This is a genomic window from Brachymonas sp. KE5, assembly GCF_057773645.1.
In genome coordinates this window covers 2,366,820-2,390,411 of sequence record NZ_CM173463.1, presented here as the reverse complement: position 1 = coordinate 2,390,411, position 23,592 = coordinate 2,366,820, and the positions used below count along the sequence as shown (strand labels likewise).

Annotated in this window: 19 protein-coding genes and 1 tRNA gene; 6 read left to right on the top strand and 14 right to left on the bottom strand. The window is 64.6% G+C overall.

The annotated features are described in order from the left end of the window. Positions 1 to 149: 149 nt before the first annotated feature. The 13 genes from prmA to rodA form a co-directional block, all read right to left on the bottom strand. Positions 150 to 1,061, bottom strand: coding sequence for a 50S ribosomal protein L11 methyltransferase (gene prmA / locus ACX36O_RS11325; RefSeq protein WP_213361651.1), 912 nt, complete (start codon positions 1,059 to 1,061; stop codon positions 150 to 152). A 65-nt stretch (positions 1,062 to 1,126) separates the two neighbouring features. Then, positions 1,127 to 2,482, bottom strand: a complete 1,356-nt coding sequence (gene accC, locus ACX36O_RS11320; protein ID WP_213361649.1) for an acetyl-CoA carboxylase biotin carboxylase subunit — start codon at positions 2,480 to 2,482, stop codon at positions 1,127 to 1,129. Between the two features lie 176 nt (positions 2,483 to 2,658). Then, complete coding sequence (gene accB, locus ACX36O_RS11315; protein ID WP_213361648.1) at positions 2,659 to 3,126, bottom strand: acetyl-CoA carboxylase biotin carboxyl carrier protein; 468 nt, start codon at positions 3,124 to 3,126, stop codon at positions 2,659 to 2,661. Between the two features lie 191 nt (positions 3,127 to 3,317). Then, entirely contained in the window at positions 3,318 to 3,887 is a 570-nt protein-coding gene (locus ACX36O_RS11310) for a TlpA disulfide reductase family protein (RefSeq protein ID WP_371687004.1), read from the bottom strand. Positions 3,888 to 3,919: 32 nt separating this feature from the next. Further along, on the bottom strand, positions 3,920 to 4,516 hold the full coding sequence (locus tag ACX36O_RS11305; protein ID WP_213361647.1) for a hypothetical protein: 597 nt from the start codon (positions 4,514 to 4,516) through the stop codon (positions 3,920 to 3,922). A gap of 3 nt (positions 4,517 to 4,519) precedes the next feature. After that, positions 4,520 to 5,938: a UDP-N-acetylmuramate:L-alanyl-gamma-D-glutamyl-meso-diaminopimelate ligase gene (gene mpl / locus ACX36O_RS11300; protein ID WP_488359805.1), complete on the bottom strand. Its 1,419-nt coding sequence runs from the start codon at positions 5,936 to 5,938 to the stop codon at positions 4,520 to 4,522. A gap of 39 nt (positions 5,939 to 5,977) precedes the next feature. After that, complete coding sequence (locus ACX36O_RS11295) at positions 5,978 to 6,367, bottom strand: DUF779 domain-containing protein (protein ID WP_213361643.1); 390 nt, start codon at positions 6,365 to 6,367, stop codon at positions 5,978 to 5,980. Between the two features lie 74 nt (positions 6,368 to 6,441). After that, the gene (gene exaC, locus ACX36O_RS11290) at positions 6,442 to 7,962 is read right to left on the bottom strand and encodes an acetaldehyde dehydrogenase ExaC (RefSeq protein ID WP_213361642.1); all 1,521 of its coding nucleotides are present in this window, start codon (positions 7,960 to 7,962) and stop codon (positions 6,442 to 6,444) included. Between the two features lie 169 nt (positions 7,963 to 8,131). Next, positions 8,132 to 8,443: a hypothetical protein gene (locus tag ACX36O_RS11285; protein ID WP_488359804.1), complete on the bottom strand. Its 312-nt coding sequence runs from the start codon at positions 8,441 to 8,443 to the stop codon at positions 8,132 to 8,134. A gap of 200 nt (positions 8,444 to 8,643) precedes the next feature. Next, entirely contained in the window at positions 8,644 to 9,768 is a 1,125-nt protein-coding gene (locus ACX36O_RS11280; protein WP_488359803.1) for a 3-deoxy-7-phosphoheptulonate synthase, read from the bottom strand. 251 nt (positions 9,769 to 10,019) lie between these two features. Next, on the bottom strand, positions 10,020 to 11,537 hold the full coding sequence (gene tldD, locus ACX36O_RS11275) for a metalloprotease TldD (RefSeq protein WP_371698592.1): 1,518 nt from the start codon (positions 11,535 to 11,537) through the stop codon (positions 10,020 to 10,022). 91 nt (positions 11,538 to 11,628) lie between these two features. Continuing rightward, positions 11,629 to 11,967 (bottom strand): YegP family protein, encoded by a 339-nt coding sequence (locus ACX36O_RS11270; protein WP_371698590.1) that lies wholly within the window; start codon positions 11,965 to 11,967, stop codon positions 11,629 to 11,631. Between the two features lie 173 nt (positions 11,968 to 12,140). After that, entirely contained in the window at positions 12,141 to 13,295 is a 1,155-nt protein-coding gene (rodA, locus tag ACX36O_RS11265; RefSeq protein WP_213361634.1) for a rod shape-determining protein RodA, read from the bottom strand. A gap of 138 nt (positions 13,296 to 13,433) precedes the next feature. Between rodA and ACX36O_RS11260 the strand changes: the two genes are divergently transcribed. From ACX36O_RS11260 to gltS, 3 genes are all read left to right on the top strand, one after another. Then, positions 13,434 to 14,213, top strand: coding sequence for an enoyl-CoA hydratase (locus ACX36O_RS11260; RefSeq protein ID WP_213361632.1), 780 nt, complete (start codon positions 13,434 to 13,436; stop codon positions 14,211 to 14,213). Positions 14,214 to 14,300: 87 nt separating this feature from the next. Beyond that, positions 14,301 to 14,377 (top strand) — tRNA-Met (locus ACX36O_RS11255). Between the two features lie 200 nt (positions 14,378 to 14,577). Then, a complete protein-coding gene (gene gltS, locus ACX36O_RS11250) occupies positions 14,578 to 15,855 on the top strand; it encodes a sodium/glutamate symporter (protein ID WP_213361630.1) in 1,278 nt (425 codons plus the stop codon). Between the two features lie 110 nt (positions 15,856 to 15,965). Here gltS and ACX36O_RS11245 read toward each other — a convergent pair whose 3' ends face one another. Beyond that, positions 15,966 to 17,267, bottom strand: a complete 1,302-nt coding sequence (locus ACX36O_RS11245) for an anaerobic C4-dicarboxylate transporter (protein WP_488359802.1) — start codon at positions 17,265 to 17,267, stop codon at positions 15,966 to 15,968. Between the two features lie 389 nt (positions 17,268 to 17,656). On the opposite strand from ACX36O_RS11245, the gene ACX36O_RS11240 reads away from it, so the two are divergent. The 3 genes from ACX36O_RS11240 (at position 17,657) to ligD (ending at position 23,571) form a co-directional block, all read left to right on the top strand. Then, the gene (locus ACX36O_RS11240; protein WP_488359801.1) at positions 17,657 to 19,762 is read left to right on the top strand and encodes a catalase; all 2,106 of its coding nucleotides are present in this window, start codon (positions 17,657 to 17,659) and stop codon (positions 19,760 to 19,762) included. A 58-nt stretch (positions 19,763 to 19,820) separates the two neighbouring features. Further along, positions 19,821 to 20,834 (top strand): non-homologous end joining protein Ku, encoded by a 1,014-nt coding sequence (gene ku / locus ACX36O_RS11235; protein ID WP_488359800.1) that lies wholly within the window; start codon positions 19,821 to 19,823, stop codon positions 20,832 to 20,834. 85 nt (positions 20,835 to 20,919) lie between these two features. After that, complete coding sequence (gene ligD / locus ACX36O_RS11230) at positions 20,920 to 23,571, top strand: DNA ligase D (protein WP_488359799.1); 2,652 nt, start codon at positions 20,920 to 20,922, stop codon at positions 23,569 to 23,571. Positions 23,572 to 23,592: the final 21 nt, after the last annotated feature.

Below are 23,592 nucleotides of genomic sequence, written 5' to 3'. Positions count from 1 at the left end.
GGTGCCGGGTCATACAAGGAACAGGAAGCGAGGGTGAGCAAGGGAGGCGAGCGACACCCATCTGGCGGGGCCTGCAACAGGAACCATCAGGACGCCCGCATAGTGGGCCAGGTTCGGCGCGCCGCCAGCCTCCGCCGCCAAATTGAGATTCAGGCCGGCTTGCGCCCGGTCATCAGGATCCAGCCATCCTCGCTGTCGGAGACTTCCAGCGCGATGTAAGGTGCGTAAGCTTCCTTCAGCTCATCGGCCTGCCGCTCCAGAATGCCGGCCAGCACCAGATGGCCGCCAGCTGCCACATGCGCCACCAGCAGCGGCGCCAGCACCTTCAGCGGCGTGGCCAGGATGTTCGCCAGCACGGTCTGGTAACGGCCTTCGGCCGGGTCCACCAGATCCGGCAGGCCGGCGTTCAGCGTCACGTGGTTGCTGTCGGCATTGATGCGCGTGGACTCGACCGCAGCCGGGTCGATATCCACCGCATCGATCTGCGTGGCGCCGAATTTGGCAGCGCCGATCGCCAGAATGCCGGAGCCACAGCCATAGTCCAGCACCGTACCCAGCTTGCCGGCATCACCCGGCTGGCCGTGGCGCGCAATCCAGCGCAGGCACATGCGCGTGGTCGGATGCGTGCCGGTGCCGAACGCCAGACCCGGATCGAGCCGGATCACCTGCTGCGCCTCGGCGGGCGGCTCGTGCCAGCTCGGCACGATCCAGAAAGAAGGCGTAATGTCCACCGGCGCAAACTGCGACTGCGTCAGCCGCACCCAGTCCTGCTCGGGCACGTTCTGCACGCCCACGACGCTGGAGCCGGCAAAGAAATCCTGCAGCTGCACCAGGCGGGCCGCTTCGCGCGCCGGCTCCTCCTGCGCAAACAGGGCCACCAGCAGTGAACGCTGCCAGCCCTCGCGCGGCGCCGGCATGCCCGGCTCGCCGAACAGCGGCTGCTCGGCTTCGGTATGGGCGTCGGCGTCCTCCACCGACACGCTCAGCGCATCGAGCGCATCCAGCGCTTCGCAGATCACGTCGACATCGGCTTCGGGACAGAGCAGGCGCAGTTCGTACATGACAACCTCGGACAATCAATCAGGAAAAAGACCCGCACGGGGCGGGTCGTCGAAGGGGCCGAAAATCAGCGCTCGCGCTGGTGCAGCCACTCTTCCAGGTAGTGGATGTTGGTGCCGCCTTCGATGAAGCGGGCATCCACCATCAGCTCGCGGTGCAGCGGGATGTTGGTGTTGATGCCTTCCACCACGATCTCGCCCAGGGCGGTGCGCATGCGCGCCATGGCCTGCTCGCGCGTGTCGCCATGCACGATCAGCTTGCCGATCATGGAGTCATAGGTTGGCGGCACGAAGTAGTTGGTGTAGACATGGCTGTCCACGCGCACGCCGGGGCCGCCGGGCGGATGCCAGGCGGTGATGCGGCCGGGCGACGGAATGAACTTGTAGGCGTCTTCCGCGTTGATGCGGCACTCGATCGCATGGCCGCGCGACTGCGTCAGGATCTGGCGCTGCGTGAACGGCAGCTTCTCGCCGGCAGCGATCTGGATCTGCGCGCGCACGATGTCAATACCCGTCACCATCTCGGTCACCGGATGCTCCACCTGCACGCGTGTGTTCATCTCGATGAAGTAGAACTCGCCGTTCTCGTACAGGAACTCGAAGGTGCCGGCGCCACGGTAGCCGATCTTGCGGCAGGCAGCGGCACAGCGGTCGCCGATGCGCTCCAGCGCGCGGCGGTTGATGCCGGGGGCAGGGGCTTCCTCGATCACCTTCTGGTGGCGGCGCTGCATGGAACAGTCGCGCTCGCCCAGATAGACCGCATTGCGGTGCGTGTCGGCCAGCACCTGAATCTCGATATGACGCGGGTTCTGCAGGAATTTTTCCATGTAGACCGCGGGGTTGCCGAAGGCAGTGCCGGCTTCGGCCTTGGTCATGGCCACGGCGTTGATCAGCGCGGCCTCGGTATGTACCACGCGCATGCCGCGGCCACCGCCGCCGCCGGCGGCCTTGATGATCACCGGATAGCCGATCTGCTTGGCAATGCGCTTGATCTCGGCCGGATCATCCGGCAGTTCGCCATCGGAGCCGGGCACGCAGGGCACACCCGCCTTGATCATGGCATGCTTGGCCGACACCTTGTCACCCATGATGCGGATCGACTCGGCGGTAGGGCCGATGAAGGCAAAGCCGCTTTTCTCCACGCGCTCGGCAAAGTCAGCGTTCTCGCTCAGAAATCCGTAGCCGGGGTGAATGGCCTCGGCATCGGTCACTTCGGCCGCCGAAATGATGGCCGGCATGTGCAGATAGCTCTGCGCGGAGGGCGCCGGACCGATGCAGATGGCCTCGTCGGCCAGCTTCACGTACTTGGCTTCGCGGTCGGCCTCGGAATACACCATGACCGCCTTGATGCCCATTTCCTTGCAGGCGCGCTGGATGCGCAGGGCGATCTCTCCACGGTTGGCGATCAGAATTTTCTTGAACATGTGTTTTCTCCTGCCGCTCCCGACCTCCTGGCGCTGCGTCTGCGGCGCGGGGATGGCCTGCCCGGCCAGTTTCAGGGGTCTCTGCGGCAAAGCGCCGGGCTCTCAGGCGGGCCGCGTGCGCATCCAGGGCAGGAAGTGCCGCCGGCCGGGCCCGAGGGGGCCGGCAGCGGAAAGACTTACTCGATGATGAACAGCGGCTGGCCGAATTCGACGGCATCGCCGTTTTCGCACAGGATCTGCTTGACGGTGCCGGCCTTGTCGGCCTCGATCTCGTTCAGGATCTTCATGGCTTCGACGATGCACAGCGTGTCGCCTTCCTTGACCGTGCTGCCAACCTCGACGAACGGGGTGGCGCCGGGGCTGCTGGCACGGTAGAAGGTGCCCACCATGGGCGATTTGACGCTGTGGCCGGCCGGCACTGCCGCCGCTGCGGGCTCGGCTGCTGCAGCCGGGGCGGCAGCCGGTGCCGGAGCAGCGGCCATCGGCATGGCCTGCTGCATGGGCATCATGGGCGCGTAGCCCTGCACCATGGCGCCGCCGCCCTTGACGATGCGAACCTTGCCCTCGGCTTCGGTGATTTCGAGTTCGGAAACGTTCGATTCAGACACCAGATCGATCAGGGTCTTGAGTTTGCGTAGGTCCATGTGGGTCTTTCAGACGTTGGGCTGCGATATCGTCGAAATGTAGCGTAAAACCGCACATCTTCGGTGATTTTTCGTCAATCCTGCATCAGCTTGTGCCTGATGCCATCGCAGCAGAAAAATTCGGGTGGGCTGGAGCAACGCATGTTCCATGCCGGGTTGGGACTTATTTTACCCGCAGATGGCTTCCGTAATCATGATTTTGCGAGTTGAACCATGCCGGCCCAGCGCGCCAGGGTGTTCTGGTCGATCTCACCCAGCCGGTGTTCCAGCGCTTCGCCATCGGCATTGAACAGCACGCTGAAGGGCAGGGCATTGCGATTGTTGCCCAGCGGCAGGGCCAGGCCCATGCCGGCGTCGCCGGCCAGCAGCACCGGAAAATCCAGCGGCCGCTGGCGCAGGAAGCGCGTCACGGCTTCCGGCTGATCCACGGCAATTCCCAGCATTTGCAGGCCGTTCTGGCGATGTTGCTGGTAGAAGGCGTCCAGCAAAGGCAGTTCGCGGATGCAGGGCGGGCACCAGGTGGCCCAGAAATTCAGTACCAGCGGCTTGCCGCGGAAGGTGGAAAGCGCCACCGTGCCATCGCCCTGCGGCGGCGCCAGGCGCTGGCTCCACCAGTCGGCCGGTGGTTGCGGTACGGAAGGGCCGGCGCCGAAACGCCAGGCGGCCAGGCCGGCGGCGCCCAGTCCGGCGGCAGCGGCGGCCCATCCCAGCCAGCCACGACGGGTCGGGGCGGCTGCGGGGTTTTTCCTGGGTGATGTCATGGCAGATCAGGGAGATGGGAGGTCAACAGGGGTCAGGCGGCAGGCTCCTGCTGCATGCGCTGCCGCAACTGGGCAGCGGTGCCACGAGGGCGCCGGCCCTGGCCGTCGGGTTGCAGGGCACCGCGTTGGGCCAGGGTGTCGTTCACCAGCAGGTGAACGCCAACATCCTCCTCCAGCCCTTCGCACCAGGCGTGGATGCTGAGCGCATCCACCGCACCTTGCAGCCCGCCTACACGGGTTGCCTCATAGTCTACACCTTGATTAAGTAATACGATTTCTACGGCTTTTGGGTCATCGCTGAACAGCTGCAGGTAGATATCGCTCAGGCGCGTGGCCGTGCCATGCCAGATGGCGCCGCCGATCAGGGGCTGGAATTCCGCCAGACGCTCCATCCACAGCAGCGCCAGTTCGCGCAGCGCAGCCAGTTCGCCGGGCTGGGTGTCGGCACAGAACAGCGCGATGTACTCGCGCACGGCCGCCTCCAGCGCCTCGTTGTCGGGCAGGGCGGTGCGTGCCGGCAGCTTGAGCTGCTTCACGGCGCGCTGCTTGGCCGGCCCGTAGTCCATGCCTTCCTCCACCACCAGACGGGCCGCCGTCTGCAGCAGTTCCGTCTCATGCAGGCCGTTCATGGCTCAGCCCTTTGCGGCCAGTTGCTCCAGCAGCTTGCCGTGGATGCCGCCAAACCCGCCATTGCTCATGCACAGAACATGATCGCCGGGCTGCACGGCCGCCAGCACCTGGGCGATGGCGGATGGTACATCGGCGGCCACCTGGGCGCGCGCGCCCATTTCTGCCAGCGCTTCGGCGGCATCCCAGTCCAGCCCGCCGCTGTGGCAGATTGCGAGATTGGCCTGCTCCAGGCTCCAGGGCAGCTGCGACTTCATCGTGCCCAGCTTCATGGTGTTGCTGCGCGGCTCGAACACGGCCAGAATGCGGTCGTTGCTGCGGCCCTCGGCATTGAGCTTGCGGCGCAGTCCGTCCACCGTGGTGCGGATCGCCGTGGGGTGGTGCGCAAAATCGTCATACACGGTAACGACGCCGCCCTCACGCTCGACCGTGCCACGCACCTCCATGCGGCGGCGCGCATTGGCAAAGCGTCCCAGTGCCTCGGCCGCCACGGCCGGGTCCACGCCCACGTGCGCGGCGGCGGCGATCGCTGCCAGCGCGTTGAGCTGGTTGTGCACGCCGCTCCAGGCCCACTGCACGCGGCCCACCGTGCGGCCCTGGTACAGCACGGCAAAGTCATGCGGCTCGCCCTCGGCGCTGTAGTCGCTCACGGTGCTGCCGAAGGTGCGCACGGGGCTCCAGCAACCCTGGTGCAACACGCGCGTCAGCGATTCTTCCAGCCCGTTGGCCACCACGCAGCCGGTGGACGGCACGGTCCGCACCAGATGGTGGAACTGGCGCTCGATGGCCGCGAGATTGTCGAAGATGTCGGCGTGGTCGAATTCGAGGTTGTTCAGGATCGCCGTGCGCGGACGATAGTGCACGAACTTGCTGCGCTTGTCGAAGAAGGCGGTGTCGTACTCGTCGGCCTCGATCACGAAATAGTTGCGCGCATGGCCGGGCGCCACTTCGCCCAGGCGGGCCGAGACGCCGAAGTTGAGCGGCACGCCCCCCACCAGAAAGCCCGGCTGCAGGCCGGCGGCTTCCAGAATCCAGGCCAGCATGGCGCTGGTGGTGGTCTTGCCGTGCGTGCCCGCCACGGCCAGCACATGGCGGCCCTGCAGCACATGCTCGGACAGCCACTGTGGCCCGCTGGTATAGGGCAGGCCCTGGTCCAGAATGGCTTCCATCAGCGGAAACTTCGGCGTGCCGTCATCGAGCCGCGCCCGGCTCACCACGTTGCCGATCACGTACATGTCCGGCTGCAGCGCCGTCTGCTCCGCGCCAAAGCCCTCGCTCAGGTCGATGCCGAGCGCGCGCAACTGGTCGCTCATGGGGGGATAGACGCCGGCGTCGCAGCCGGTGACCTTGTGGCCCGCCTCGCGGGCCAGCGCCGCGACACCACCCATGAAGGTGCCGCAAATGCCGAGAATGTGGATATGCATGGCTGGCATTGTAGGCCCAGCCAGCGCTGCCCGAACGCCTCAGGACAGGTCCGGCGCCATGTCCTGCGGGGGGTGCTGTTCCAGCCAGGCCTGCTCCTCGGGCGTGAACACGCGCGAGCGGGTATGGAAGGCCTTGCCGGTCGGCTCCTCCAGCGAAAACGTGCCGCCGCGGCCGTCGATCACGTCCAGGATCAGCTGGGTGTGCTTCCAGGTTTCGAACTGGGTCTTGCTGATGTAGAACGGCACGCCGCCCACTTCACCCAGCTTCAGATCGCGGATGCCGATGGTCAGGTCGGTGGGCAGGTAGCAGTTGGCCGCGCTGTTGTCGCAGCAGCCGCCGGACTGGTGGAACATCAGCTCGCCGTGTTCCTGCTGCAGTTGCCGGATCAGTTCCAAGGCCTCCGGAGTGGCCACGACACGATCAACCATGTCTGTCTCCTGAAGAAATAGGCAGCCTGCATCGCCGGGTACGATGCAGGCATGCCGGCCTATGTCAGGGCTGCTCAGAAAAAGCCCAGCTTGTTCTCGCTGTAGCTCACCAGCAGGTTCTTGGTCTGCTGGTAGTGCGCCAGCATCATCTTGTGGTTCTCGCGGCCGATGCCGGATTCCTTGTAGCCACCGAAGGCGGCATGCGCCGGATAGTGGTGGTAGCAGTTGGTCCAGACGCGGCCGGCCTTGATGCCGCGGCCCATGCGGTAGGCGATGTTGCCATTGCGGCTCCACACGCCGGCACCCAGGCCGTAGATGGTGTCGTTGGCAATCGCCAGCGCTTCGGCCTCGTCCTTGAAGGTGGTCACGGCCAGCACCGGGCCGAAGATCTCCTCCTGGAATACGCGCATCTTGTTGTGGCCCTTGAACAGCGTCGGCTGGATGTAGTAGCCACCGGCCAGATCGCCCGGCATCTGCGCGCGCTCGCCGCCGCACAGCACCTCGGCACCTTCCTGCTTGCCCAGTTCCAGGTAGGAGCCGATCTTGGTCACCTGCTCTTCGGACGCCTGTGCGCCCAGCATGGTTTCGGTATCCAGCGGGTTGCCGTGCTTGATGGCGGCGATGCGCTTGAGGCAGCGCTCCATGAAGCGCTCGTAGATCGATTCCTGGATCAGCGCGCGCGACGGGCAGGTGCAGACTTCGCCCTTGTTGAAGGCAAACAGCACCAGGCCTTCCACCGCCTTGTCCAGATAGGCATCATCCTTGTCCATCACATCCTCGAAGAAGATGTTGGGCGACTTGCCGCCCAGCTCCAGCGTGGCCGGAATCAGGCTGTTGGCGGCGGCCTGGGCGATGACGCGGCCGGTGGAGGTGGAGCCGGTGAAGGCGATCTTGGCGATGCGCGGGCTGGAGGCCAGCGTCATGCCGGCGGCGCGGCCGGAGCCGTTGACGATGTTGAGCACGCCGGGCGGCAGCAGGTCGGCGATCAGCTCCATCAGCACCAGAATGCTGGTGGGCGTGGCCGAAGCGGGCTTGAGCACGATGCAGTTGCCGGCTGCCAGCGCGGGCGCCAGCTTCCACGCGGCCATCAGGATCGGGAAGTTCCAGGGAATGATCTGGCCGACCACGCCGAGCGGTTCATGGAAATGGTAGGCAATGGTGGTGGCGTCGATCTCGGAGATGCCGCCTTCCTGCGCGCGGATGCAGCCGGCGAAATAGCGGAAATGGTCGGCAGACAGCGGAATGTCGGCCGCCATGGTCTCGCGGATCGGCTTGCCGTTGTCCACGGTTTCGGCATAGGCGAGCTTTTCCAGGTTGGCCTCGATGCGTTCGGCGATTTTGATCAGGATGTTGCTGCGCTCGGTGGTGGAGGTCTGGCCCCACTTGTCCTTGGCGGCATGGGCTGCGTCCAGCGCCAGCTCGATATCCTCTGCCGTGCCGTCCGGCACCTGGCAGTAGGGCTTGCCGGTAATCGGGGTGACGTTGTCCGCATACTTGCCCTTCACCGGGGGCGTCCACTGCCCGTTGATGAAGTTCTCGTAGCGGGCCTTGAATTGCACCGGGGCGCCGGCCTGGCCGGGGGCGGGATAGATCATGGCTGGTCTCCTGTCTGAAGCGGAAAGGAAGCCCTGCGCGAACAGAACGCCCGTGCAGGGTCAGGATCCAGCATAGCGGCGGATGTCCGCCGCATCGACACGTTTCAGGGAAATTACCGACGAAAAAAGCCGGCGCTTGTGCTTCCTCAAGCCCGGCGTGCGTGCGGTCTCAGAAGGAGATTGCGGTGTTTTCCGTATCGATCACGATCACATCCTTGGCCAGGGCGGCACGCGCGGCGCTGGCGAAGGCCTGGGCCCATTCGGCGTCGGCGAAACCGCTGACACCGGCAGCCTGGGCCACGCGCACCACCTTGTCGGCGTTCAGGACCTTGCCGGAGCCGCGAATCGGTTCGCACTCCATGCGCGTGAACTCGCCGTCCAGCCACTGGCGTGCGGCGTGGGAATCCATCTGCGGCACGTGTTCCAGCGGCAGCACGAATTCGTCGCGCGCATTGAATTTGACCTTGAGTTCGCTTTGCATGGTTGTCTCCGGAAATTGTTGGAATGGTAATGCGCCATATGGCCGCAAGGCCGGCAATGTAAAAGAGCATACCATCTGACGACAATTCGCACAGCGTCGGCAGGGGGTTTGCAGGATAGGACAAACCCTGAAAGTAGCGCTTTTGCAGACGAAAAAAAGCGCCAGCCCGACAATTGGCTGGCGCTTTGCGGTCTTTGGGCTTACTTGTGCTTGCGGCGGGCCAGCACGCCGTCGGACAGCAGCTGCAGCGCCTGGATGGAATCGTCCCAGCCCAGGCAGGCATCGGTGATGCTCTTGCCGTATTCCAGATCCTTCACCTGGTCCTTGCCGGGCGTGAACTTCTGCGCGCCGCCGTGGATGTGGCTCTCGATCATCACGCCGAACACCTTATTCGAGCCGCCGGCGATCTGGCCGGCGATATCGCGCGCCACTTCCACCTGGCGCTCGTGCTTCTTGCTGCTGTTGGCATGGCTGCAGTCCACCATCACGCTGCCGTGCAGCTTGGCGCCTTCCAGCTCGTTGCAGGCGTGCTTGACGCTGTCGGTGTCGTAGTTGGTGTTCTTGCTACCGCCGCGCAGGATCACGTGGCAGTCCGGGTTGCCATCGGTCTGCACGATGGCCACATGGCCGCTCTTGTGTACCGACAGGAAGTGGTGGCCGCGCGAGGCAGCCTGGATGGCGTCGGTGGCGATCTTGATGTTGCCGTCGGTGCCGTTCTTGAAGCCGATCGGGGCCGACAGGCCGCTGGCCAGCTCGCGGTGTACCTGGCTTTCGGTGGTGCGCGCACCGATGGCGCCCCAGCTGATCAGGTCACCGATGTACTGCGGAGAGATCACGTCCAGGAACTCGCTGCCGGCGGGCAGGCCCAGGCGGTTGATGTCGATCAGCAGCTGGCGCGCGATGCGCAGGCCTTCGTCGATGCGGCAGCTCTCGTCCAGGTAGGGGTCGTTGATCAGGCCTTTCCAGCCCACGGTGGTGCGCGGCTTCTCGAAGTACACGCGCATCACGATTTCCAGCGTGTCCTTGTAGGTATCGCGCAGCTTGACCAGGCGCTTGGCGTAGTCGATGGCGGCGGCCGGGTCGTGGATGGAGCAGGGGCCGATCACGACCAGCAGGCGGTCATCCTTGCCGCGGATGATGTCGTGGATGGTCTTGCGCGTACGACTGATCAGGGATTCGACCGGCGATCCCTTGATCGGGAAGAAGCGGATCAGGTGTTCCGGGGGAGGCAGCATGGTGAGATTCTTGATGCGGGCGTTGTCGGTCTGGCTGGTCTTGTCGGCCGGCTGCGCATACAAGGCATTGTCTTGGGACTTGGGAGACATCTGCAAAACTCCTTTGGAGGAAATTGATCGAGGAAAACGTTGCTGAAACTCGGGCGAAAAAAAACCGCCAGGGGGAGCCCAGGCGGTTCATGAGGGTTGCGCTTAACAGCTGTGCTTAAGCCTCTCGTCCGCCAAAGACTGAGAACCAAAAGCCAAAATAGAAAGCGCGTGAAACTTGCATGGAACCTAATATACCACGAAGCCTGACGCTTTTGTCAAACTGCCGTAGCGAATTTTTACACTTTTACAAATCAGGCCGTTCCACCCACCGTCAGGCCGTTGATGCGCATGGTCGGCTGGCCCACGCCCACCGGCACGCTCTGGCCTTCCTTGCCGCAGGTGCCGACGCCGCTGTCCAGCCGCATGTCATTGCCGATCATGGCCACGCGGGTGAGGGCATCGGGGCCGTTGCCGATCAGCGTGGCGCCCTTGACGGGGTATTGCAGCTTGCCGTCTTCCACCCACCAGGCCTGGCTGGCCGAGAACACGAACTTGCCACTGGTGATGTCGACCTGGCCGCCGCCGAAGTTGCTGGCGTACAGGCCTTTCTTCAGGCTGCCGATAATGGCCTGCGGATCCTCGCTGCCACCCAGCATGTAGGTATTGGTCATGCGCGGCATGGGGGTGTGGGCATAGCTTTCGCGGCGGCCGTTGCCGGTGGTCTTGCCGCGCATCAGGCGCGCGTTCATGCGGTCCTGCAGGTAGCCGGTGAGGATGCCGTCCTCGATCAGCACGGTGCGCTGCGTCGGATTGCCTTCGTCGTCCACGTTCAGGCTGCCGCGGCGGTCGGGCAGGGTGCCGTCGTCGAGCACGGTCACGCCCTTGGCGGCCACGCGCTGGCCGATGCGGTCGGTGAAGGCGCTGCTGCCCTTGCGGTTGAAGTCGCCTTCCAGGCCGTGGCCGATGGCCTCGTGCAGCAGCACGCCGGGCCAGCCGGCGCCCAGCACCACGTCCATCTCGCCGGCGGGGGCGGGGCGGGCCTCCAGGTTGGTCAGGGCGGCGCTGACGGCTTCGTCCACATACTGGGCGAGCAGGGCATCGTCGAAATAGTCCAGGCCCAGGCGGCCACCGCCGCCGGCCGAGCCGACCTCGCGGCGCGTCTGTCCGTCCTGCTGCTGTTCGGCGATCACCGTCAGACTCATGCGCACCAAGGGACGCACGTCGGCCGCCAGCGTGCCGTCGGCGCGGGCCACCAGCACCACGTCGTGCTCGGCAGCCAGCCCCGCCATCACCTGCTTGATGCGCGGATCCCTGGCGCGGGCCATTTTCTCGATGCGCTCGAGCAGGGCCACCTTGGCGGTGCTGTCCAGCGTGGAAATGGGGTTGAAGGCCGCATACAGCTGGCGGCTGCGCGCCACTTTTTCAGCCTTGGCCTTGACGCTGGTCTTGACGCGGCCCTGCTTGCCGGTGGCGCCGATGGCGCGCACGGTACGCACGGCGTCCATCAGCGAGGCGAACGAGATGTCGTCCGAGTAGGCAAACGCGGTTTTCTCGCCCGAAACGGCGCGCACGCCCACGCCCTGGTCGATGCTGAAGCTGCCGGTCTTGACGATGCCTTCCTCCAGGCTCCAGCCTTCGCTGCAGGTGGTCTGGAAATACAGGTCGGCGTCATCGACCTTGCGCGTGTGCATGGCGGCCAGCGCCTTGTGCAGGTGGTGGCGCGTCAGGCCGAAGGGTTCGAGCAGCAGCGATTCGGCAATGGCCAGGCGCTCGCGCGTGCCTTTGACCGAGGGAGAGGCCACTGCAGGAGCGGCAAAAGGGGCACTCATGTTCATGCACGGATTGTAGGGGCAGGAAGCAAAACAGCCATTGCCCGCGTGCGTTGCGGGGCAATGGCTGCCGGCGGGATCAGCGCGGGAATCAGGCGCTGGTCAGGTCGTTCACCGTCGCGCCGGGCGCGTTGGTCTTGACCGACTCGATGCCGGCATCGCGCGTGGCTTCGCTGGCGTACATCTGGCTCTGGCCGATCACCTGGCCGTTGGTGGCCTTGAGGGTGAAGTAGGGCGAGCCGTCCTTGGCAGTCAGGCGGTCGTAGCGCGCGTCTTCCGGAGCATTCTTCTTGACGGATTCGATGCCGTTGCTGGCGCTGGCCTTGGCTTCGTACATTTCGCTGCTCAGGATCACCTGGCCATTGCCGGCCTTGAGCGAGAAGAAGAACTTGCCGTTGCTGGATTTTTTCAGGTCGAACTGGGCGGCCATGGAGGGACTCCTTGCGTGCGGGTAGGGAAGGGTCGGGCCGAGGAAGGCCCGGCGGGAGACTGCCAGCGCCCATGGTAGCGTGTAGGGAGCGCCCGGAAGAAGCGCTGGAATGATGGTTCTCCCGTATTTCGCGGCATATGTCACGCATCGCTTCCCGCGCTGGGTGCCTGCGCTCAGGTATGAAAGCTGCGCTTGTCGCGCGCAATGGCAAACAGCATGCCCAGCGCCAGCCCCAGCGTGATCATGGCGGTGCCGCCGTAGCTGATGAAGGGAAGCGGTACGCCCACCACCGGCAGAATGCCGCTCACCATGCCCATATTCACAAAGGCGTAGGAGAAGAAGATGACGCCGATGGCGCCAGCCAGCAGACGCCCGAACTGGGTAGGCGCCCTGGCGGCAATATGGAAGATGCGAAAGATCAGGAACAGATAGGCAGCCAGCAGCGCCAGGTTGCCCACCATGCCGAATTCTTCCGAATAGGCAGCGAAGATGAAATCGGTGGTGCGCTCGGGAATGAACTCGAGGTGGGTCTGCGTCCCCTGCATGAAGCCCTTGCCCCACACGCCGCCGGAGCCGATGGCAATCATGCCCTGCAGGATGTGGAAGCCCTTGCCGAGCGGATCGCGCGTGGGATCGAGCAGGGTGCAGACGCGCTGGCGCTGGTATTCATGCAGCACGTGCCAGTCCACCCCGGGCTTGCACAGGCTGGGCTCGAAGGCGATCAGCAGGCCGATGCCGATGGCGCCCAGCAGCACTGGCGGCAATACCAGCTTCCAGCTCAGGCCGGCAAAGAAGATGACGGCGCCGCCGGCAAGAAGCACCAGCAGCGAGGTGCCGAGGTCGGGCTGCTTCATGATCAGGCCTACGGGCAGCATCAGCAGCAGGCCGGCGATGATGAAGTCGATGGCGTAGAGCGAGCCTTCGCGCCGCTGGAACCACCAGGCCAGCATCAGCGGCATGGCGATCTTGAGCAGTTCGCTCGGCTGGATCACCACGCCCACGTTGATCCAGCGCGTGGCGCCCTTCTTGGTGATGCCGAACAGCAGCACGGCCACCAGCATGATCACGCCAAGCGTATAGAGCGGCACCGCCAGCTGTGCCAGGCGCTGCAGCGGAATCTGTGCCACGACGAAGATGATGCCCAAAGCCAGCAGCATGTTGCGGCCATGGTCGACAAAGCGCGTGCCATGGTCGAAGCCGGATGAATACATGGCCGTCAGGCCGATGCCCATCAGCAGCAGGATGGCCAGGGTCAGCAGGGGATCGAAACCCCGGAACAGCGCTAATGCGGACCGCCACAGCGGCGGCCGGTCGAGAACAGCAGACATGGGGCTGCATTATCCCAGTTCCCTTTTGTGCGCGGGTGACTGTTGCACGTCGGGTGCAGGCATCGGAGCGGCGGCGCAACAGGGTATAGTGACGGGGTACATTTTTCCACTCACAAGAATCCTGCGAGGAGCCTGACCATGACCTATGAATGCATTACCACGCGCGTCGAAGCCGAGAAGGTTGGCGTTATCACGCTGAACCGTCCCAAGGCACTCAACGCCCTGAACGACACGCTGATGAACGAGCTGGGCCAGGCCCTGCAGGCCTTCGATGCGGACGACGCCATCGGCTGCATGGTCATCACTGGCAGCGAGAAGGCCTTTGCCGCTGGCGCCGACATCACGCTGATGGCCAAGTACGGCTTTGCCGATGCCTACGGCGGTGACTTCATCACCCGCAACTGGGAAACCATCCGCACCATCCGCAAGCCGGTGATCGCTGCCGTGAGCGGCTTTGCCCTGGGTGGCGGCTGCGAGCTGGCCATGATGTGCGACTTCATCATCGCTGCCGACAACGCCAAGTTCGGCCAGCCCGAAATCAAGCTGGGCGTGATTCCCGGTGCCGGCGGCACGCAGCGCCTGCCGCGCGCCGTGGGCAAGAGCAAGGCCATGGACATGTGCCTGACCGCCCGCATGATGAACGCCGAGGAAGCCGAGCGCGCCAGCCTGGTGAGCCGCGTGGTGCCGCTGGACAAGCTGATGGAAGAGACCCTGGCTGCCGCCATCACCATCGCCAGCATGCCGCGCCTGACGGCCATCGCCTGCAAGGAATCCGTGAACCGCGCCTTCGAAGGCTCGCTGAACGATGGCGTGTGGTTCGAGCGTCGCCTGTTCCACAGCCTGTTCGCCACCAACGACCAGAAGGAAGGCATGGCCGCCTTCGTCGAGAAGCGCCCGGCCAACTTCACCAACAGCTGATCGGCGGTGATTGCCTGCGAAAATTTTGCAACACAGCATGCAAACATGACGCAGGCATGAAAAAACGCTGCTACAATGGCGTTCTTCGGCGCTTTAGCTCAGTCGGTTAGAGCGATGGAATCATAATCCACAGGTCCGCGGTTCGAGTCCGTGAAGCGCCACCAGATACAAGCACCCAGACGAGTCATCGTCTGGGTGCTTTTTCTTTTGCGCACAGAGTCAGGCCTGTGATTTCTTGATCTCGGCCATGTTGTGGTTTGCCGCATGCGGTGCCGGGCACAACCCGTGCCAAAATCGGCCGAAATCGCATATCAGTACAGGTGAGCCACAAGCTCGCCACCATTGATGAGAGGACTCCCCACCCATGGAAATCGCACTCAACGGCTACTACACCATGATCCTGGCCACGCTGGTTCTGCTGCTTGGCCGCTTCCTGATCGTCAAGATCAAATTCCTGTCGGATTTCAACATTCCCGAGCCGGTGGCGGGCGGCCTGGTGGCGGGGCTGATCGTGGTGCTGCTCAATGCGGCTTTCGGCCTGACCTTCAAGTTCGAAACGCAGCTGCAGACCGCCTTCATGCTGATGTTCTTCTCGTCGATCGGTCTGAGTGCGGATTTCAGCCGGCTCAGGGCGGGCGGCAAGCCGCTGGCCGTTTTCCTGATGGTGGTGGCGGCGTTCATCCTGTTGCAGAACGTGGTGGGCGTCAGCATGGCGGCTGCGCTGGGGCTGGAGCCGCTGATCGGCCTGGTGACCGGCTCCATCACGCTGACGGGCGGCCATGGCACGGCCGGTGCCTGGGGGCCGGTGCTGGAAAGCCGCTACGGCATCTCCGGAGCCACCACGTTGGGCATCGCAACGGCGACCTTCGGGCTGGTGGCCGGCGGCCTGATTGGCGGACCGGTGGCGCGCTACCTGATCCGCAAGATCGGCCACCAGAAGCTGCCCAAGCCCGAACAGCAGACCGCAGTGGAAGCCGTGGCCGCGTCGCAGTCGCTCTACAGCACCCGCCACACCGAAGGGGGCGACCAGCCCGATGAGGCCATGTTCGACAAGCCCGACGAAATCCGCCTGATCACGGCCTCGTCCACCATCGAGACGCTGGCCCTGTTTGCCGGCTGCATGGCGTTTGCCGGTGTCATGACCACGGTGGCCAAGGGCACGGCGTTCGAACTGCCGACCTTCGTCTGGGCGCTGGGCGGTGGCGTGATCATCCGCAACGTGCTGACCAACTTCTTCAAGTTCGACATGTTCGACCGCGCCATCGACGTGTTCGGCAACGCATCGCTGTCGTTGTTCCTGGCCATGGCGTTGCTGTCGCTGCGCCTGTGGGAGCTGACCGGGCTGGCGCTGCCGGTGATGGTGATCCTGGTGGTGCAAACGCTGGTGATGATGCTCTATGCCAGCTTCGTCACCTTCCGGGTGATGGGGCGCGACTACGATGCCGCCGTGCTGGCGGCGGGCCATTGCGGCTTCGGCATGGGGGCCACGCCCACCGCCATTGCGAACATGCAGGCCATTACCGACCGCTACGGGGTGTCGTACAAGGCCTTCCTGATCGTGCCGATGGTCGGGGCCTTCTTCGTAGATCTGGTGAACGCTGCCATCCTGCAGGTGTTCACGCAGCTGCCATTCCTGCGCTGAGGTCGGGCGAGCGGGTGGGGCGCGGCCAGCGTCCCTACAGGGTGCGTACAGCAATCAGGCTGGCCTTGAGGGTCCGTACTGCAGGCACCAGTCGCGCTGCATCCTGGGCTTTACAGCACCCACGATCCAATCAGGAATCCCAGTCCCACGCTCAGCGAGATTGCGACCACGCCGGGAATCATGAACGGGTGGTTGAACACCCAGCGCCCGATGCGGGTGGAGCCGGTGTCGTCCATTTCCACGGCAGCCAGCAGCGTGGGGTAGGTGGGCAACACGAACAGGGCGCTGACGGCGGCGAAGGAGGCAATCGCCGTGAGCGGCGAGACGCCCAGCAGCAGCGCCGACGGCACCAGCGCCTTGGCCGTGGCGGCCTGCGAGTACAGCAGCATGCTGGCAAAGAAGAATACCACCGCCAGCAGCCAGGGCGATTGCTTCAGGATGTCGCCGGAAACGGCCTTGATGTCCTCGATATGCGCGCTGATGAAGGTGTCGCCCAGCCAGGCCACGCCCAGGATGCAGATGCAGGCGCTCATGCCGGACTTGAAGGTGGCGGTGGAGGTAATGCGGCTGGTGTCGATGCGGCACAGCAGGCAGATGAAGGTGGCGGCCGAGAGCATGAACACCATGATGGCCTCGTTGCGCGGCAGCACCGGTTTGGCGATCAGGCCGACCTTGTCGCTGATCAGCGTGGCGTACAGCACCACGGCGACGATCGCGCTCAGGAAGATCAGCACCGACTTCTTGGCGCCGGGCAGGATTTGCAGCTGCGCGGCGCCACGCACGGTGACCTGGCCCTTGGCCAGGCGCTCCTGGTAGATGGGGTCATCGGCCAGCTCGGCGCCGAGGTAATTGGTGAGCAGGGCGGTGAGCATGCAGGCCACGAAGGTGGACGGAATGCAGATGGCCAGCAGCGTGAGATAGCCGACCCCGAGCGGCTCCAGCGCGCCGCTCATGAACACCACGGCGGCCGAAATGGGCGAGGCGGTGATGGCGATCTGCGAGGCCACCACCGCAATGCTCAGCGGCCGCGAGGGGCGGATGCCCTGTTCCTTGGCCACTTCGGCAATCACCGGCAGGGTGGAGAACGCGGTGTGGCCGGTGCCGGCCAGAAAAGTCATGATGTAGGTCACCACCGGGGCCAGCAACACCACCTGCCGCGGATTGCGGCGCAGGATGCGCTCGGCGATATGCACCATGTAGTCCAGCCCGCCGGCCATCTGCATGGCGGCAATGGCGGCGATCACGGCCATGATGATCAGGATTACGTCCATCGGGATGTGGCCCGGGGCCAGGCCCAGGCCCAGCGTCAGCACCAGCACTCCCAGGCCACCCGTATAGCCGATGGCGACTCCCCCCAGTCGCGTTCCCAACACGATGGCGGCAAGCACCACCGCCAGTTCCAGCATCCACATGAATATTCTCCGGTTACTGCATACAGCTACGGAAACTCTACGTCCGGGGGTTCGCTTTTGGCACGGCGCCTGGCGTTGAAATTTTTGCCTGAGTCGGCAAGGGAGTTGAAATAAGGGAAAACCCTTGGTTCTGGCTTGACTCTGCGGGGAAGGTGTGCACTGAAATGCCGAGTGCGTTTGCGAGCATGGCCGGGTTTTCCGCTGTGCCTGGGGCCTTCAATAGGCAGGATGTAGGACGGAAGCGGCTATTGCTGCCGGTGCCCGATTTGCCGGCGCAGTCTTACAAGGATGGCCCCGTGCTCCTGCCTAGACTGCCCTGACGCCCCGTTGCCCGGCAGGAACTGCGGCACACGGGTTACTCCATTGGCACCAGTGAAAGAGGTCATTTCATGAGCACTTCCAGCAAGAACGGCATCCCCGGCCATCCCGCCCCGAACGCAAACGGCGCACCGCCGGAAGTGCGCGGCAAGGGCGACGAGCTGCAGCAGCAGGCCGGTGGCACGCACCCGGTATTGACCACGCAGCAGGGCATTCCGGTACCCGACAACCAGAATTCACTGCGTGCCACGCCCAAGGGCCCGACGCTGCTGGAAGACTTCATCCTGCGCGAGAAAATCACGCATTTCGACCATGAGCGCATTCCCGAGCGCATCGTGCATGCGCGCGGCAGCGCGGCGCACGGCTTTTTCGAGCTGACCGAATCGCTGGAGCAGTACACCACTGCCAGGGTGCTGACGGAAACCGGCAAGCGTACGCCGGTGTTCACGCGCTTCTCGACCGTGGCGGGCGGTGCCGGCTCGGTCGACACGCCGCGCGACGTGCGTGGCTTTGCCGTCAAGCTGTACACCGACGAGGGTAACTGGGACATCGTGGGCAACAACATCCCGGTGTTCTTCATCCAGGATGCGATGAAGTTTCCCGATTTCATCCACGCGGTGAAGATGGAGCCGGACCGCGGCTTTCCGCAGGCGGCCAGCGCGCACGACACCTTCTGGGATTTTGTGACGCTGGTGCCCGAAACCATGCACACCATGATCTGGGCCATGAGCGACCGCGCCATTCCGCGCAGTCTGCGCATGATGGAGGGCTTCGGCATCCACAGTTTCCGCCTGATCAACGCGCAGGGCGAATCGACCTTCGTGAAATTCCATTGGCGCCCCAAGCTGGGCCTGCAATCCACCGTGTGGGACGAAGCCGCCAAACTGCAGGGCGCCGACAATGATTTCCACCGCCGTGACCTGTTCGAGGCGATCGAGGCCGGCCAATATCCCGAATGGGAGTTTGGCGTGCAGCTGTTCACCGAGGAAGATGCGGCTGGTTTCCCGTTCGATCACCTGGATCCGACCAAGCTGATTCCCGAAGAGCTGGTGCCGCTGCGCATCGTCGGCCGCATGGTGCTGGACCGCTGGCCGGACAATCTGTTTGCCGAAACCGAGCAGGTGGCGTTCTGCCCCGCCAACGTGCCGCCGGGCATCGACTTCTCCAACGATCCGCTGCTGCAGGGGCGCCTGTTCAGCTATCTGGATACGCAGTTGTCGCGCCTGGGGGGCAGCAATTTCGCGCAGATTCCGATCAATGCGCCCAAGTGCCCGTTTCACAACAATCAGCGCGACGGCCATCTGCAGATGCAGGTGCACAAGGGCCGCGTGGCCTACGAACCGAGCAGTTTGCAGGCCGATGCGCCGCGCGCCAGCCTGCAGCAGGGCTTCCGCAGCTATGCCCAGTTGGACGATGGCGTAAAGGGCCGCGTGCGCGCCGAGAGCTTTGCCGATCACTATTCGCAGCCGCGCCAGTTCTGGAACAGCCAGCTGCCGGTGGAGCAGGCGCACATTGCGTCGGCGCTGGTGTTCGAGCTGTCCAAGGTGGAAACCGCGCATGTGCGCGAGGCCATGGTGGGCCATCTGCGGCACATCGATGAAGGCTTGGCGCAGCGCGTGGCCGACGGACTTGGCATGACGGAACTTCCGGCCGCACCGCCCGCGAAGGTGCCGCCGCAGGATCTGCCGCCGTCTCCGCCGCTGCAGCTGATCGGCAAGGCGAAGGACACGCTGCAGGGCCGCACCATCGGCATCCTGGTCAGCGATGGCTCCAACCAGGAGACGGTGGCCAAGGTGCGTGCCGCCGCCGAAAAGGAAGGCGCGATGGTCAAAATCGTGGCGCCCAAGCTCTCCGTCAAGCTCAAGGATGGCAGCCAGCTGGTAGCCGATGGCCAGCTGGCCGGTACGCCGTCCATGGTGTTCGATGCCGTGGCCAGCGTGCTCAAGCCGGAAGAGGGCGAGCGTCTGGCGAAGGATGGCGCGGCCGTGGAGTGGTTCGCCAACGCCTACGGCCACCTCAAGGCGATCGCGGCCTGCAAGGGCACACGCGTGATTCTGCACAAGGCCAACGTTGAGGACGATGCGGGCGTGGTGGAGATCGATGACGTGGAGGGCTTCATCGCCGCTGCGAAGACGCGCCAGTGGGAGCGCGAACCCAAGGTGCGCACCCTGGCATAAGCGGGGGCGCAGAAGAACGCAGTGGGGTCGATACGATGCCTCTGCCAAGGAGAACCGCATGGCAGACTCTGAAGCTCCCGATATTGCTCCGGGCAGCAGCCCGCCTCCGCCACGGGTGGTGTGGAAGGGCGCGATCAGCTTCGGCCTGGTGCACATTCCGGTGGCGCTCTACGCAGCCACCAGCAGTTCCGGCGTGGACTTCGACTGGCTGGACCGCCGCACCATGGAGCCGGTCGGCTACAAGCGCATCAACAAGAAAACCGGCAAGGAAATTGCTGCTTCCGACATTGTCAAGGGAGTCGAAGTGGAGGATGGCCGCTACGTCGTTCTGAGCGCCGAAGAGATCAAGGCGGCTTTCCCAAAATCGACCCAGACCATCGAGATCGAGACCTTTGTCAAGGCCGATGAGATCCCGCTGGTCTATCTGGAACGTCCCTACTATCTGGCCCCGATCAATCGGGGGGAGAAGGTCTATGCGCTGCTGCGCGAAGCCTTGCAGCAGAGCGGCCGCGTGGGCGTCGCCCGGGTGGTGATTTCGGCGAAACAGCATCTGGCGGTGCTGATGCCGACCGGGCGGGCACTGATCCTTAATCTGTTGCGCTGGGGCGGGGAAATCCGTTCCTGGGAGGAACTCAAACTGCCGCCCGCCGATGCCAAGGCGGCGGGACTGAAGGATGCGGAAATCAAGATGGCGCGCCAGCTGATCGACGACATGACGGCGCCCTGGGATGCAGACGCCTTCCGGGATTCCTTCCGTGATGAAATCATGCGGCTGGTGCAAGCCAAGGCCAAGGCGGGCGAGCTGGAGCAGGTGGACAAGGTGGAATCCGACCCAGCGTCTACTTCGCGCGGCGGAGCCGAAATCATCGATCTGACCGAACTGCTCAAGCGCAGCCTGCAGGGCGGCGGCAAGGAAAAAACACCGAGCCAGAGCAAGGATGCCGCCGATGCCGGCATGCCCAGCGGCACCGGACGTGCCAGCCCCCGAAAGACAGCGACGAGCAAGAACAAGGAGGCTGACGATGCCCCAGCCACGCGCACCACGGCAAGCCGCACGCGCAAACGCGCCTGACTTTGACAAGCCTGCCAAGCCGCAGAGTCCTGGCCGGCGCAAGCCCGCTCCGGAAACGCCAGGACGCCAGCGTCCCCAGCGGGAGATGCCGCGACGCGAAGCGCCGGATCCGGAAATTCCCGACCGGAAGGAACCGGAGCCGGAAATAGCCGACCCCGATACGCCCTTGGCGCGCTACCAGGCCAAACGCAATTTTGCGCGCACGCCAGAGCCCCGCGGCAGCGTTGCCGACACCAAGGCTGGCACGCTGCAATATGTGATCCAGAAACACTGGGCCAGCCATCTGCATTACGATCTGCGCCTCGAAATCGACGGCACCATGCACAGCTGGGCCGTGCCCAAAGGCCCCAGCCTCGATCCGCATGACAAGCGCCTGGCCATGCAGGTCGAGAACCATCCCATGTCCTACAACACCTTCGAAGGACAAATCCCTCCCGGCCAGTATGGGGCGGGCCGCGTCATCATCTGGGACCGTGGCAGTTGGGAGCCGGAAGGTGACGTACACGCCATGCTGCGGCAGGGGCAACTCAAGTTTCGCATCCACGGTGCCAAATTGCACGGGCGCTGGGCGCTGGTGCGCATGAAGAAAGACACCAATGCCGCCAAGCCGGCCTGGCTGCTGATCAAGGAAAAGGATGAGCACGCGCGCGCTGCTGCCGAATACAGCATCGTCGATGCGGAGCCTGATTCGGTGGTGCAGACCGCACTCGATCTTGCTGACTCCTCCAGCGATGACAGGGGCAGCAGCACCAGCAGTAATACAAGTAGCCGCAAGGGGACACCGGCCGACCCGCTCCCCGAAGCTCTGTCGCCGCAGCTGGCCACCCTGGTCAGCGCGCCCCCGGACGCCCTGGCCGACTGGCTCTGGGAACTCAAGTTCGACGGCTACCGCCTGCTCGCGCGCATCGACCAGGGCAAGGCACGGCTCTTCACGCGCAACGGGCTGGACTGGACGCACCGCATGCCCGAACTCGCTGCAGCGCTGGCACGCTTGCCGGTCCGGCAAGCCTGGCTCGACGGCGAAGTGGTTGCCGTGGATGACGAGGGCATGCCCGACTTCGCCGCCCTGCAAAATGCCTTTGACGGGGCAGGCACCAAGGCGCTGGTGTATTACCTGTTCGACCTGCTCCATCTCGATGGCACCGACTGGCGCACCCAGGCGCTGCGCCTGCGGCGCGAGCAGCTCGACCTGATACTGATGGACGCCGACGAAGAGTGCCTGCGCCTGTCACAGGCCTTCGAAGCTGCTCCTGCCGACCTGATCGCCAGCGCCTGCCGCATGGGCATGGAGGGCATCATCGGCAAGCGTCGCGAAGCGCACTACACCAGCGGCCGCAACCAGGACTGGATCAAGCTCAAGTGCGGCCAGGGCGAAGAACTGGTGATTGCCGGCTACACGGAAGGGCAGGGCGCACGCGCCGATTTGGGCGCCCTGGTGCTGGCTGCGCACGATGCCAAGGGGGCCCTGCGGCATGCCGGCAACGTCGGCAGCGGTTTCGATACGCGCACGCTCGCCATGCTGCAGCAGCGCCTGCAAGCGCTGGAAATCGCGGAAAGCCCCCTGACCGACAGCCCGCGCCTGCCAGGCAGGATTCACTGGGTCCGCCCTGAGCTCGTCGCGCAAGTTACTCATGCCGGCTGGACGCCGCAACGCAAGTTGCGCCACGGCGTCTTTCGTGGCCTGCGCGAAGACAAGCCCGCCGCCGAAGTGCATTTCGAACGGGCGATCGCACCACCGAAAGAAGAACCAGGACAGGCCGAACACCCGCAGGTCTCGGCAGCCACACGATCGAAGGCGCAGCGCACCGCGTCCACCGGCACAACTCGCGCAAAACCCGCTCCAGCCAGCTTCTCCGGCATCACCATCACGCACCCCGATCGCGTCATCGACAAAAGCACCGGCCTGCAGAAAATCGATCTCGCCCGCTACTACCAGACCGTCGCCCCTTTGCTGCTGCCGCACCTGGACCGGCGCCCGGTGGCGCTGGTACGCGCGCCTGACGGCGTTGCCGGCGAACTGTTCTTCCAGAAACATCTCGAACGCATCACCTTGCCCGGCGTCGTCCTGCTGGATCCCGCGCTCGATCCCGGCCACGCCAGCCTGCTCGAAATCGAGAACGAAGCCGGCTTGATGGGCGCGGTGCAGATGAACGTGATCGAACTGCACACCTGGAATGCACGCCACGACCGCATCGAACGCCCCGACCGTTTCACGCTCGACCTCGATCCCGGCGAAGGCGTGCCCTGGGAGCGCGTGCAGGAAGCGGCCCGGCTCGTGCATACGCTGCTGACCGAACTGGGCCTACAGCCCTTCCTCAAGACCAGTGGCGGCAAGGGCCTGCACGTCGTGACTCCCATCAAGCGTCTGCACGACTGGGACACCGTCAAGGGTTTCAGCAAGCTCCTCGCCGAACATCTCGCCCGCCTGATGCCCGATCGTTTCAGCGCCCTCAGTGGCCCGAAAAACCGCGTCGGCAAGATCTACCCCGACTACCTGCGCAACGGCCGCGGCGCCACCACCGTAAGCGCCTGGTCGGCACGCGCCCGGGCGGGGCTGGGCGTGTCCGTTCCCGTCAGCTGGAATGAGTTGGACAAGCTCACTGGCGGCGCTCACTGGACGGTGGCGACTGTGGAAGACCGCCTGCGTCTGGGCAACGGCCCCTGGGCGGATTACAAGCAGTCGGCTCGCTCCATCGGCGAGCCGCTGCGGCAATTGCAGGCCATCGCCAAGGGATAACATCCGGCCTTTGCTCGCCCA